The sequence below is a fragment of the Klebsiella sp. KE9456 genome, assembly GCF_043832615.1.
In the GTDB taxonomy this organism is placed as follows: domain Bacteria; phylum Pseudomonadota; class Gammaproteobacteria; order Enterobacterales; family Enterobacteriaceae; genus Klebsiella; species Klebsiella indica.
The window spans coordinates 1-13,717 of record NZ_JBDYQK010000035.1 but is presented as its reverse complement, the minus strand read 5'-3'; the positions used below and the strand labels follow the sequence as shown (position 1 = coordinate 13,717).

Genomic DNA, 13,717 nt, shown 5'->3' with positions numbered 1-13,717 from the left:
AAAACTTGTTTTTTGATACATGTAGAATTTTTATCTATTAATGAGCAACGGTCTAAAGAAATAGACAATATGCCAGTCACACTTCATGTTGCGTATGCGTTAACTGCGTCTCATCCCTGAGCTTCAGCCCCTTCAGTCCTACGCAATCACCGTGCAAATAATTAATCCCTTTCCGACCGCTCGAATTATTTAGCGTATATACCCGTCATACTTCAAGTTGCATGTGCGTTGGCTTTCCTCGTTCACCCCAGTCACGTACTGGAGTACGCTCCCGGGGATTCACTGCGTCGCCGCCTTCCTGCAACTCGAATAATTTAGGGTATAGATAATTATTGGATATGTTTTATTTGCTAATTAATTGCATTAACTATATTAATAAAATGTAATTCAAAGGTAGATAAAATAAATAAAGACGCTAATCGGTGGAATAGAAAAGGTGGCGGGTTTCATGTGCTGTTCTTACATGCCGCTGTCAGTATGGTTACTGCATCAACACCGTTAAAAACGTGCAGCAATAAAAAAAGCCAGTCAGGAAACCTGACTGGCTTTTTAAGGGATTAGCGAATCAACGCTTAATCGTTATCGGAACCGCCCAGACCGGCGTTCAGCAGCTCTGCCAGGTTAGCAGACGCTTCTTCCACGCTCACCTGCGGTGCAGCCGGGAGTTCACCCGCAGCACGGCGGCGCATACGATCCTGGTGGTACGCATAACCGGTACCGGCCGGGATCAGACGACCCACGATAACGTTCTCTTTCAGGCCACGCAGTTCGTCGCGTTTACCCGCAACGGCTGCTTCAGTCAGGACACGCGTGGTCTCCTGGAACGATGCCGCAGAGATGAAGGACTCGGTTGCCAGAGACGCTTTGGTGATACCCAGCAGATCGCGGGAGAACGTTGCACCCACTTTGCCGTTCGCTTCCAGGTCGCGGTTAGCGATCTTGACGCGGGAGTATTCAACCTGCTCGCCTTCCAGGAAGTCGGAGCTACCTGCGTTTTCGATGGTGGCTTTACGCAGCATCTGACGAACGATAACTTCGATGTGTTTATCGTTAATCTTAACGCCCTGCAAACGGTATACGTCCTGTACTTCGTTAACGATGTAACGCGTAACAGCATGAACACCACGCAGGCGCAGAATGTCGTGCGGCGCTTCCGGGCCATCGGAAACCACGTCACCACGTTCTACACGTTCACCTTCGAACACGTTGAGCTGACGCCATTTCGGAATCATCTCTTCGTACGGCTCGCTACCGTCTACCGGGGTGATAACCAGACGACGTTTACCTTTGGTTTCTTTACCGAAGGAAATGATGCCGCTGATTTCAGCCAGGATTGCCGGCTCTTTCGGACGACGCGCTTCGAACAGGTCAGCAACGCGCGGCAGACCACCGGTAATATCCTTGGTACCGCCAGATTCCTGCGGAACACGCGCCAGGGTGTCACCAGAGCTGATCTGTACGCCATCTTCCAACTGAACAATCGCTTTACCCGGCAGGAAGTACTGCGCAGGCATATCGGTGCCAGGGATCAGAACGTCGTTACCCTGAGCATCAACGATTTTCAGCGCCGGACGCAGATCTTTACCACCGCTAGTACGCTCTGCGGAATCCAGAACCACCAGAGAAGACAGACCGGTCAGCTCGTCAGTCTGACGCGTAATGGTCTGGCCGTCGATCATGTCAGTAAAGCGGACGAAACCACTGACTTCGGTGATAACCGGCATGGTGTGCGGGTCCCAGTTTGCAACGGTTTCGCCGCCGGCAACCTGCTCGCCATCACCTTTCGCCATAACAGAGCCGTAAGGCACTTTATAGCTCTCTTTGGTACGACCGAATTCGTCGATCAGTTTCAGCTCGGTGTTACGGGAGGTGATAACCAGTTTACCGCTGGAGTTCACAACCGACTTCGCATTGCTCAGACGGATGCTACCTTTGTTTTTCACCTGGATGCTGGATTCAGCAGCCGCACGAGATGCCGCACCACCGATGTGGAACGTACGCATCGTCAGCTGTGTACCCGGCTCACCGATGGACTGTGCCGCGATAACGCCGATAGCTTCACCTTTGTTGATGATGTGGCCACGCGCCAGGTCACGACCGTAGCAGTGCGCACATACACCAAAGTCGGTGTCACAGGATACAACGGAACGCACTTTAACGGCGTCAACAGAGTTCTCTTCCAGCAGGTCACACCACTGTTCGTGCAGCAGCGTGTTGCGCGGAACCAGAATATCTGCGGTGCCCGGCTTCAGTACGTCTTCAGCAGTCACACGACCCAGTACGCGATCGCGCAGCGGCTCTTTAACGTCGCCACCCTCGATAACCGGCGTCATCAGGATACCTTCGTGCGTGCCGCAGTCGTCTTCAGTCACCACCAGATCCTGCGCAACGTCAACCAGACGACGAGTCAGGTAACCGGAGTTCGCTGTTTTCAGTGCGGTATCCGCCAGACCTTTACGCGCACCGTGCGTGGAGATGAAGTACTGGAGTACGTTCAGACCTTCACGGAAGTTCGCGGTGATTGGCGTTTCGATGATGGAGCCATCTGGCTTCGCCATCAGACCACGCATACCAGCCAGCTGACGAATCTGTGCCGCAGAACCACGCGCACCGGAGTCGGCCATCATGTAGATGCTGTTGAAGGAAACCTGCTGCTCTTCCTGACCGTCACGGTTAATCACGGTTTCGGTTTGCAGGTTGTCCATCATCGCCTTGGATACACGATCGTTCGCCGCAGCCCAGATATCGATAACTTTGTTATAGCGTTCGCCCGCGGTGACCAGACCAGACTGGAACTGTTCCTGGATCTCAGCAACTTCGGCTTCCGCTTCGGAGATGATCTCGTGTTTCTTCTCCGGGATAACCATATCGTCGATACCAACGGATGCACCTGAACGCGCTGCATAAGCAAAGCCGGTGTACATCGTCTGGTCCGCAAAAATAACGGTCGGTTTCAGGCCCAGAATACGGTAGCAGGTGTTCAGCATTTTGGAGATCGCTTTCTTGCCCAGCGCCTGGTTGACGATGGAGAAAGGCAGACCTTTCGGTACGATCATCCACAGAATGGCACGGCCAACGGTCGTGTCTTTCAGGCTGGTGTGCGCAACGAATTCGCCGTTAGCATCTTTTTCGTATTCAGTGATACGCACTTTAACGCGCGCATGCAGAGAGGCCAGGCCAGCGCGATAAATACGCTCAGCTTCTTTCGGGCCAGTCAGCACCATGCCTTCGCCTTTGGCGTTAACACAGTCACGGGTCATATAGTACAGACCCAATACCACGTCCTGAGACGGAACGATGATAGGTTCTCCGTTCGCCGGGGACAGGATGTTGTTGGTAGACATCATCAGCGCACGCGCTTCCAGCTGGGCTTCCAGCGTCAGCGGTACGTGAACAGCCATCTGGTCACCATCGAAGTCGGCGTTATATGCCGCACAAACCAGCGGGTGCAGCTGGATAGCTTTACCTTCGATCAGTACCGGTTCAAATGCCTGGATACCCAGACGGTGCAGTGTTGGCGCACGGTTCAACAGTACCGGGTGTTCGCGGATCACTTCGTCCAGGATATCCCACACGACAGCTTCTTCACGCTCAACCATTTTCTTCGCGGCTTTGATGGTGGTGGCGAGGCCACGCAGTTCCAGCTTGCCGTAGATGAACGGTTTGAACAACTCCAGCGCCATTTTCTTCGGCAGACCGCACTGATGCAGACGCAGGTATGGACCTACGGTGATAACAGAACGACCGGAGTAGTCAACACGCTTACCGAGCAGGTTCTGACGGAAACGACCCTGTTTACCTTTGATCATGTCGGCCAAAGATTTCAGAGGACGTTTGTTAGAACCGGTGATCGCACGACCGCGACGACCGTTATCCAGCAGGGCGTCAACCGCTTCCTGCAGCATACGTTTTTCGTTGCGTACGATGATGTCCGGCGCAGCCAGATCCAGCAGACGTTTCAGACGGTTGTTACGGTTGATCACGCGACGATACAGATCGTTCAGATCCGACGTGGCGAAACGACCACCATCCAGCGGAACCAGCGGACGCAGGTCTGGCGGCAGAACCGGCAGAACGGTCAGGATCATCCACTCTGGTTTGTTACCAGACTGAACGAACGCTTCCAGCAGTTTGATACGCTTGGTCAGCTTTTTACGCTTGGTTTCGGAGTTGGTTTCTTCCAGCTCTTCACGCAGCGTTTCGCACTCTTGCTCCAGATCCATGCTTTTCAGCAGGGCCTGAATAGCTTCCGCACCCATCTTGGCGTCGAATTCGTCACCGAACTCTTCCAGCGCGTCCAGATACTGTTCTTCAGTCAGGATCTGCTGGCGTTCCAGGTTAGTCATACCGCCTTCGATAACCACATAGGATTCGAAGTACAGTACGCGTTCGATATCGCGCAGCGGCATATCGAGCAGCAGGCCGATACGAGACGGCAGAGATTTCAGGAACCAGATGTGAGCAGTCGGAGACGCCAGCTCGATGTGGCCCATACGCTCACGGCGTACTTTAGTCTGGGTCACTTCAACGCCACACTTCTCACAGATCACACCACGGTGTTTCAGGCGCTTGTACTTACCGCACAGGCACTCGTAATCTTTTACCGGCCCGAAGATACGGGCGCAGAAAAGGCCGTCACGCTCAGGCTTGAACGTACGGTAGTTGATGGTTTCCGGCTTTTTAACTTCACCGAAAGACCATGAACGGATCATGTCTGGCGAAGCCAGAGCAATTTTGATCGCATCAAACTCTTCGGTTTTAGTTTGCGCTTTCAGAAACTTTAATAAGTCTTTCACGGATTTGCTCCCGTCGGAGTTAGCACATTCCGCTGCCGGGTATTACCCCGGCAGCAGTGACCTGTTTGAGCGAGAATTACTCGTCTTCCAGTTCGATGTTGATACCCAGCGAACGAATCTCTTTCAACAGAACGTTGAAGGATTCCGGCATGCCCGGTTCCATCTGATGGTTGCCGTCCACGATGTTCTTATACATCTTAGTACGGCCGTTCACGTCATCAGACTTAACGGTGAGCATTTCCTGCAGGGTGTATGCTGCGCCGTATGCTTCCAGCGCCCACACTTCCATCTCCCCGAAGCGCTGACCACCGAACTGCGCCTTACCACCCAGCGGCTGCTGAGTAACCAGGCTGTAGGAACCGGTGGAACGAGCGTGCATTTTGTCATCAACCAGGTGGTTCAGTTTCAGCATGTACATGTAGCCAACGGTAACCTGGCGCTCGAATTGCTCACCGGTACGACCGTCGAACAGGGTGATCTGACCGGAAGTCGGCAGGCCGCCCAGCTGTAACAGTTCCTTGATTTCAGACTCTTTCGCACCGTCGAACACCGGCGTTGCGATTGGCATACCTTTACGCAGGTTTTCAGCCAGACGCAGAACTTCTTCATCGCTGAAGGTATTCAGGTCAACTTTCTGACGAACGTCAGCGCCCAGATCGTACGCACGCTGGATGAATTCGCGCAGTTTCGCGACTTCCTGCTGCTGCTTGATCATCGCGTTGATCTTATCGCCGATGCCTTTTGCAGCCATACCCAGGTGGGTTTCCAGAATCTGACCGATGTTCATACGAGACGGTACGCCCAGCGGGTTCAGTACGATGTCTACCGGCGTGCCGTTTTCATCGTAAGGCATATCTTCGATCGGGTTGATCTTAGAGATAACACCCTTGTTACCGTGACGACCTGCCATTTTGTCACCAGGCTGAATCTGACGTTTAACAGCCAGATATACCTTAACAATCTTCAGCACGCCCGGTGCCAGATCGTCGCCCTGGGTGATTTTGCGGCGTTTCGCTTCGAGTTTTTTCTCGAACTCGTGTTTCAGTTCGTCATACTGCTCAGCCAGCTGTTCCAGCTGATTTTGTTTCTCTTCGTCGGTCAGGCCCAGTTCCAGCCAGCGATCGCGCGGCAGTTTGTCCAGCTTCTCAGCTTCAATGCCGCCAGCGACCAGTACCGCGTAGATACGGCCAAACAGACCAGCTTCGAGGATCTGCAATTCTTCAGACAGGTCTTTCTTCGCCTGCTTCAGCTGCATCTCTTCGATTTCCAGCGCACGTTTGTCTTTCTCTACGCCATCGCGAGTAAAGACCTGAACGTCGATAATGGTACCGGAAACACCGTTTGGTACGCGCAGAGAAGAGTCTTTAACATCAGACGCTTTCTCACCGAAGATCGCGCGCAGCAGTTTCTCTTCCGGCGTCAGCTGGGTTTCACCTTTCGGCGTTACCTTACCGACCAGAATGTCGCCGCCGGTCACTTCCGCACCAATATAAACGATACCGGATTCATCCAGTTTAGAGAGCGCAGCTTCACCCACGTTCGGGATATCAGCGGTAATCTCTTCCGGCCCCAGCTTGGTGTCACGGGACACACAGGCCAGTTCCTGAATATGGATGGTGGTGAAACGGTCTTCCTGGACAACACGCTCAGAAACGAGGATGGAGTCTTCGAAGTTGTAACCGTTCCACGGCATGAACGCGACGCGCATGTTCTGACCCAGCGCCAGTTCACCGAGGTCGGTGGACGGACCGTCAGCCAGCACATCGCCGCGATCAACCGGCTCACCCAGAGAAACGCACGGCATCTGGTTGATGCAGGTGTTCTGGTTAGAGCGGGTGTATTTGGTCAGGTTATAGATGTCGATGCCTGCTTCGCCCGGGTACATCTCGTCTTCGTTAACTTTAATAACGATACGGGACGCATCCACGTACTGAACGGTACCACCACGTTTCGCAACCGCGGTTACACCGGAGTCAACGGCAACAGCACGTTCCATACCGGTCCCCACCAGCGGCTTATCGGCGCGCAGAGTCGGAACCGCCTGACGTTGCATGTTCGCACCCATCAATGCACGGTTGGCGTCATCGTGTTCCAGGAACGGGATCAGGGACGCACCGACGGAAACCACCTGCTGGGTGGAAACGTCCATGTAGTCAACCTGGTCGCGGCTGAACAAGCTGGATTCGCCTTTGCTACGGCAGGTAACCAGATCTTCTACAAAGTGGCCTTCATCATCCAGGTTGGAGTTCGCCTGAGCGATAACGAAATTACCTTCTTCGATAGCAGACAGGTAATGAATTTCGTCAGTCACCACGCCGTCGGTAACTTTACGATACGGCGTCTCAAGGAAACCGTATTCGTTAGTCTGTGCGTACACGGACAGGGAGTTGATCAGACCGATGTTCGGACCTTCAGGCGTTTCGATAGGACACACGCGACCGTAGTGAGTCGGGTGTACGTCTCGAACTTCAAAGCCTGCGCGTTCACGGGTCAGGCCGCCAGGGCCGAGAGCGTAGATACGACGTTTGTGCGTAATCTCAGACAGCGGGTTGTTCTGGTCCATAAACTGAGACAGCTGGCTGGAGCCGAAGAACTCTTTCACTGCCGCAGAAATCGGTTTGGCGTTGATCATGTCCTGAGGCATCAGGGTATCCAGATCGCCCAGAGACAGACGCTCTTTCACCGCGCGCTCAACGCGCACCAGGCCAACGCGGAACTGGTTTTCCGCCATTTCGCCTACGGAACGGATACGACGGTTGCCGAGGTGGTCGATATCGTCGACTTCGCCTTTACCGTTACGGATATCAATGAGCTTCTTCATCACGTCAATGATGTCGTCTTTGCTCAGGATACCGGAACCTTCAATTTCGTCGCGCAGCAGAGAACGGTTGAACTTCATACGACCAACCGCAGACAGATCATAGCGGTCTTCGGAGAAGAACAGGTTCTCAAACAGGCTTTCAGCCGCTTCACGCGTCGGCGGCTCACCCGGGCGCATCATGCGGTAGATTTCTACCAGCGCGCTCAGACGATCGTTGGTCGGGTCGATACGTACCGTTTCAGAAATGTACGGGCCGTGATCCAGATCGTTGGTGAACAGGGTTTCGATGCGCTTGTGACCAGACTGACTCAGCTTCGCCAGCAGATCCAGGCTCAGCTCCATATTCGCTGCGCAGATCAGTTCGCCAGTGGATTCATCAACGTAGTCTTTAGACGCCACTTTACCCGCGATGTACTCAACCGGAACTTCGATATGTTTGATATCGTCTTTTTCCAGCTGACGAATATGGCGCGCAGTAATGCGACGACCTTTTTCGACGTACACTTTGCCGTTGGCTTCAATATCAAAGGAGGCGGTTTCACCACGCAGGCGTTCCGGCACCAGTTCCATCTGCAGCTTGTTGTCGCGGATCTCAAAGACCACTTTTTCAAAGAACAGATCCAGAATCTGCTCAGTGGTGTAGTTCAGCGCCCGCAGAATGATGGTGGCTGGCAGCTTACGACGGCGGTCAATACGCACAAACAGACTGTCTTTCGGGTCGAACTCAAAGTCCAGCCAGGAACCACGGTAAGGAATAATACGCGCGTTATACAGGACCTTACCGGAAGAGTGGGTCTTACCTTTATCACTGTCAAAGAAGACGCCCGGACTACGGTGCAACTGAGAAACGATAACACGCTCAGTACCATTGATAACAAAGGTACCGTTGTCGGTCATGAGCGGAATTTCGCCCATGTAGACTTCTTGTTCTTTAATGTCCTTAACGGTGCCTTCCGGCGCTTCGCGCTCGTAGATCACCAGACGCAGTTTGACACGCAGCGGTGCCGAGTAGGTCACGCCACGGATCTGACATTCTTTAACGTCAAAAACGGGCTCGCCCAGACGGTAGCTGACGTATTGCAGCTCAGAATTACCGCTGTAGCTCTTAATCGGGAATACGGAACGGAAAGCCGCTTCCAGACCGTACTGCCCTTCAGGATCTTGCTCGATAAACTTCTGAAACGAGTCAAGCTGGATAGAAAGGAGATAAGGTACATCCAGAACTTGTGGACGTTTACCAAAATCCTTACGAATACGTTTTTTCTCGGTATAGGAGTAAACCATAGGGTTCCTCAGCTCGCTGACAAGTCGACCCATCTGCCTACATAAGGCAGTTTTTTATGCAACACTATTTTGTTGACCGGAAAATGGAACACTTTCCGCAATACCTGTTTCTATCACGCTTAAATCATTTCATTGCGATTTACACAGCCCAGGAATCTGACCTGTCGCAGTATATTAAGTCGTCGATAGAAACAAGCATTGAAAGGCACAGCAGTAGTCAAACAGTGAGAAACGCTACTGGCGCCTTACAGCGCAAAAAGGCTGGTGACTAAAAAGTCACCAGCCATCAGCCTGATTTCTCAGGCTGCAACCGGAAAGGTTGGCTTATTTAACTTCAACTTCAGCGCCAGCTTCTTCCAGAGATTTTTTCAGTGCTTCAGCGTCATCTTTGCTCACGCCTTCTTTCAGGGCAGCCGGAGCAGATTCTACCAGGTCTTTAGCTTCTTTCAGACCCAGGCCAGTTGCGCCACGTACTGCTTTGATAACAGCAACTTTGTTAGCGCCAACAGCTTTCAGAATTACGTCGAATTCAGTTTTTTCTTCAGCAGCTTCAACCGGGCCAGCAGCTACAGCGACAGCAGCAGCAGCGGAAACACCGAATTTTTCTTCCATTGCAGAGATCAGTTCTACAACGTCCATTACGGACATAGCGGATACTGCTTCAATGATTTGATCTTTAGTGATAGACATTTAAATTGTTCCTGAATATCAGAATAAGTTTATACGTAAGCGAGCGTTTTACAAAGATAACTGCGATTAAGCAGCTTCTTTCGCATCGCGTACAGCAGCCAGAGTACGAACCAGTTTGCCAGCCGAAGCTTCTTTCATGGTTGCCATCAGGCGTGCAATTGCTTCTTCGTAGGTCGGCAGAGTTGCCAGGCGGTCGATCTGCGACGCCGGGATCAGCTCACCTTCAAAGGCAGCGGCTTTGACCTCAAATTTTGCATTCGCTTTCGCGAACTCTTTGAACAGACGAGCAGCAGCGCCCGGGTGTTCCATAGAGTATGCAATCAGGGTCGGACCAACAAACGTGTCTTTCAGGCACTCAAATGGAGTACCTTCAACGACGCGGCGCAGCAGGGTGTTACGAACAACACGCATGTAAACGCCAGCTTCACGACCTGCTTTACGCAGTTCAGTCATTTTATCTACAGTTACGCCACGGGAATCCGCAACTACTGCAGACAGCGCGCCTTTGGCTACTTCGCTGACTTCAGCAACAATCGCTTGTTTGTCTTGAAGATTTAAAGCCATTAGCTTTGCTCCTGGATGTTTGCCGGAACTCATGTTCCGGAACTCACTTCACTCTTCTCAACGAGAAGAGCGTCTTAATACGGTGAGCAGAAACAAGCCAGAGTATAAAAAATAATCTTAGCGTTCTGTCACCGTCTACGCAGGGCATTAAGTTTCTTACGAAACACCTGCGGTCTTCGACGGAGGCCTGGATAGGCCAACGACAAAATTCTTTCTATGACTTGCATAGATATCTGCTATTTGCAGAAACGTGGGGGTAAGATTGTAGACAAATCCACCGCCCACGTAAAGGCGAATATTAGTTCGCCACAGTCGCAGTCAAACCGGACTGATCAACGGCGACGCCAGCACCCATGGTGGTGGAGATGCTAACTTTCTTGATGTACACGCCTTTCGCCTGAGTCGGTTTTGCTTTTTTCAGCGCAACCAGCAGAGCTTCCAGGTTTTCTTTCAGTTTGTCAGCGTCAAAGTCCACTTTACCGATGGTGGTGTGGATGATGCCGTTTTTGTCGTTACGGTAACGAATCTGACCGGCTTTAGCGTTCTTAACCGCTTCAGCAACGTTCGGCGTTACGGTACCTACTTTCGGGTTTGGCATCAGGCCACGCGGACCGAGAACCTGGCCCAACTGGCCAACAACGCGCATTGCATCCGGAGAAGCAATAACAACGTCAAAATTCATTTCGCCTTTTTTGATCTGGTCAGCCAGATCTTCCATACCTACCAGTTCCGCGCCAGCAGCTTTCGCGGCTTCAGCGTTCGGGCCCTGAGTAAATACGGCTACGCGAACGGAACGGCCAGTACCGTGCGGCAGTACGGTTGCGCCACGGACGTTCTGGTCAGATTTACGTGCGTCGATACCGAGGTTAACGGCAACGTCTACGCTTTCAACGAACTTAGCGGTAGCCAGTTCTTTCAGCAGCGCGATCGCTTCGTTGATATCGTACTGTTTGGTCGCATCAACTTTCTCGCGAATCACGGACATGCGCTTGGTCAGTTTAGCCATTTCTTAGTCCTCCACTACCAGGCCCATGGAACGTGCAGTACCTTCGATGGAGCGAGTCATCGCTTCAATATCGGCACCTGTCATGTCGGCAGCTTTGGTCTGCGCGATTTCCTGCAGCTGAGCGCGGGAGATTTTACCCACTTTGTCTTTGTTCGGCTTACCAGAACCAGACTTGATACCCGCCGCTTTTTTCAGCAGAACGGCTGCCGGAGGCGTTTTGGTAACGAAAGTGAAAGAACGGTCAGCATAAACGGTAATAACAACCGGAATCGGCAGACCTTTTTCCAGGGATTCAGTTTTAGCGTTGAACGCCTTGCAGAATTCCATGATGTTCACGCCCTGCTGACCCAGTGCTGGACCAACCGGCGGGCTCGGGTTTGCCATACCAGCTGCAACCTGCAGCTTGACGTAGGCTTGTACTTTCTTAGCCATTGCAATTTCCTCGTTTGGGTATAACGCCTGAAAACAGGCTCCCCGTGATATAAAAAATCGTTTTATGGGCCAGACCCATAAAAACAAAAGGCGCGAAATTGTATATCAATTCCGCGCCTCATGCAACGATTAAATCGCTGCTTTTTTGATCGGCAGTTAAGCTTTCTCGACCTGGGCAAAGTCCAGTTCAACTGGCGTCGCACGACCGAAGATAGAAACGGATACCTTCAGACGGGATTTCTCGTAATCGACTTCTTCAACTACGCCGTTAAAGTCGGCAAATGGGCCATCGCTAACGCGTACCATTTCACCCGGTTCGAACAACGTTTTCGGACGCGGTTTATCACCAACCTGTTGCAGCCGGTTCATAATCGCATCGACTTCTTTGTCGCTGATTGGTGCCGGGCGGTCAGACGTACCACCGATAAAACCCATCACACGCGGTACGCTGCGCACCAGGTGCCAGCTTGCATCGTTCATCACCATCTGGACCAGCACGTAACCCGGGAAGAATTTGCGCTCGCTTTTGCGACGCTGACCGCCACGGATTTCGACCACTTCTTCGGTCGGCACCATGACTTCACCAAACAACTCTTCCATATTGTGTAATTTGATATGCTCACGCAGCGAGGTTGCTACGCGGCCTTCAAAACCGGAAAACGCCTGAACGACGTACCAGCGCTTTTTAGGAGCTTCAGACATCTCAGAACCTCAGGCCAGTGATAAAAGATACCAGGCGAACCAGAATACCATCCAGTCCCCACAGGATCAGTGACATTACTGCGGTAACCGCAGCCACAATCAGCGTGGTGTGCAATGTTTCCTGGCGAGTCGGCCAAATGACCTTACGGACTTCGGTACGCGCTTCACGGGCAAAAGCAACCGTTGCTTTACCTTTTGTCGTCAACAGCGCGACACCGCCTGCCGCAGCAATCAGAATCACTACCGCCAGCGCGCGTATTGCCAGCATAATGTCACGATAAAGGAAGTTGCCAACGATGGCCACAATCAGCAGCACGGCAACGATCGCCCACTTCATCGCTTCCAGGCCGCGCCCGCTTCCTTGAGCTTCGGTATTCGCACTCATAAACCAACCTGTCAGAAGTATTCTACAAACATTTTCACCCCGCGTATGCGAGGCAATCCAAACCGAAATGCTCTGTGCGTTTCGGACTTAACGCCCTCTTCAGAGCCTGTCTCAGCAATGATTATGAACCAAAAAATCACTGATGAGCCAGGTTCTGCTGTGAAAGCGTACAAAAAGGGCATCAAATGATGCCCTTTTATTGCGCATTACGTCAAATGTTATCAGCAATTAGCCGAGAACTTTCGCAACCACGCCTGCGCCAACGGTACGGCCGCCTTCACGGATTGCAAAACGCAGACCGTCGTCCATCGCGATCGGGTGGATCAGGGTAACAACCATTTTGATGTTGTCGCCCGGCATTACCATCTCTACGCCTTCCGGCAGTTCGATGGTGCCAGTCACGTCAGTTGTACGGAAGTAGAACTGTGGACGGTAGCCTTTGAAGAACGGAGTATGACGGCCGCCTTCGTCTTTGGACAGAATGTACACTTCAGATTCGAACTTGGTGTGCGGCTTGATTGAGCCCGGCTTAGCCAGAACCTGACCACGTTCGATTTCTTCACGTTTGATACCACGCAGCAGAACACCAACGTTCTCACCGGCACGGCCTTCGTCCAGCAGTTTGCGGAACATTTCTACGCCAGTACAGGTTGATTTCTGCGTGTCTTTGATACCAACGATCTCAACTTCTTCACCTACTTTGATGATACCGCGCTCTACACGACCGGTAACAACGGTACCACGACCGGAGATGGAGAATACGTCTTCGATCGGCAGCAGGAACGGCTTATCAATCGCACGCTCTGGTTCCGGGATGTAAGAATCCAGGTAGCCAGCCAGTTCGATGATTTTCGCTTCCCACTCTGCATCGCCTTCCAGCGCTTTCAGAGCAGAACCACGAACGATCGGGGTGTCGTCGCCCGGGAAATCGTACTGAGACAGCAGCTCACGCACTTCCATCTCAACCAGTTCCAGCAGCTCTTCGTCATCAACCATGTCGCATTTGTTCAGGAACACGATGATGTACGGAACGCCTA

The 13,717-nt window shown here is 52.3% G+C and carries 9 protein-coding genes; all 9 read right to left on the bottom strand.

The genetic code is table 11. From position 1 onward, the window contains the following. Positions 1–572 precede the first annotated feature (572 nt). Positions 573–4,796 (bottom strand): DNA-directed RNA polymerase subunit beta', encoded by a 4,224-nt coding sequence (rpoC, locus tag ABK821_RS23450; protein ID WP_142503343.1) that lies wholly within the window; start codon positions 4,794–4,796, stop codon positions 573–575. A gap of 76 nt (positions 4,797–4,872) precedes the next feature. After that, complete coding sequence (gene rpoB, locus ABK821_RS23445; RefSeq protein ID WP_395034183.1) at positions 4,873–8,901, bottom strand: DNA-directed RNA polymerase subunit beta; 4,029 nt, start codon at positions 8,899–8,901, stop codon at positions 4,873–4,875. 324 nt (positions 8,902–9,225) lie between these two features. After that, positions 9,226–9,591: a 50S ribosomal protein L7/L12 gene (gene rplL / locus ABK821_RS23440; protein WP_138362630.1), complete on the bottom strand. Its 366-nt coding sequence runs from the start codon at positions 9,589–9,591 to the stop codon at positions 9,226–9,228. 66 nt (positions 9,592–9,657) lie between these two features. Next, a complete protein-coding gene (gene rplJ, locus ABK821_RS23435) occupies positions 9,658–10,155 on the bottom strand; it encodes a 50S ribosomal protein L10 (RefSeq protein ID WP_004097644.1) in 498 nt (165 codons plus the stop codon). Between the two features lie 298 nt (positions 10,156–10,453). Beyond that, a complete protein-coding gene (gene rplA / locus ABK821_RS23430; RefSeq protein ID WP_138362629.1) occupies positions 10,454–11,161 on the bottom strand; it encodes a 50S ribosomal protein L1 in 708 nt (235 codons plus the stop codon). Positions 11,162–11,164: 3 nt separating this feature from the next. Continuing rightward, positions 11,165–11,593, bottom strand: a complete 429-nt coding sequence (gene rplK, locus ABK821_RS23425) for a 50S ribosomal protein L11 (RefSeq protein ID WP_008503452.1) — start codon at positions 11,591–11,593, stop codon at positions 11,165–11,167. Positions 11,594–11,749: 156 nt separating this feature from the next. Beyond that, complete coding sequence (gene nusG / locus ABK821_RS23420; protein WP_002438628.1) at positions 11,750–12,295, bottom strand: transcription termination/antitermination protein NusG; 546 nt, start codon at positions 12,293–12,295, stop codon at positions 11,750–11,752. 1 nt (position 12,296) lies between these two features. After that, positions 12,297–12,680, bottom strand: a complete 384-nt coding sequence (secE, locus tag ABK821_RS23415; RefSeq protein WP_138362628.1) for a preprotein translocase subunit SecE — start codon at positions 12,678–12,680, stop codon at positions 12,297–12,299. 228 nt (positions 12,681–12,908) lie between these two features. Beyond that, on the bottom strand, positions 12,909–13,717 hold an 809-nt coding region (locus ABK821_RS23410; RefSeq protein WP_395034182.1), incomplete at its 5' end, for an elongation factor Tu.

Excerpts from the sequence above, each read along its gene's own strand:
- rpoB (WP_395034183.1), bottom strand. The coding sequence starts at position 8,901 with ATGGTTTACTCCTATACCGAGAAAAAACGTATTCGTAAGGATTTTGGT.
- rplL (WP_138362630.1), bottom strand. The coding sequence starts at position 9,591 with ATGTCTATCACTAAAGATCAAATCATTGAAGCAGTATCCGCTATGTCC.
- rplJ (WP_004097644.1), bottom strand. The coding sequence starts at position 10,155 with ATGGCTTTAAATCTTCAAGACAAACAAGCGATTGTTGCTGAAGTCAGC.
- rplA (WP_138362629.1), bottom strand. The coding sequence starts at position 11,161 with ATGGCTAAACTGACCAAGCGCATGTCCGTGATTCGCGAGAAAGTTGAT.
- rplK (WP_008503452.1), bottom strand. The coding sequence starts at position 11,593 with ATGGCTAAGAAAGTACAAGCCTACGTCAAGCTGCAGGTTGCAGCTGGT.
- nusG (WP_002438628.1), bottom strand. The coding sequence starts at position 12,295 with ATGTCTGAAGCTCCTAAAAAGCGCTGGTACGTCGTTCAGGCGTTTTCC.
- secE (WP_138362628.1), bottom strand. The coding sequence starts at position 12,680 with ATGAGTGCGAATACCGAAGCTCAAGGAAGCGGGCGCGGCCTGGAAGCG.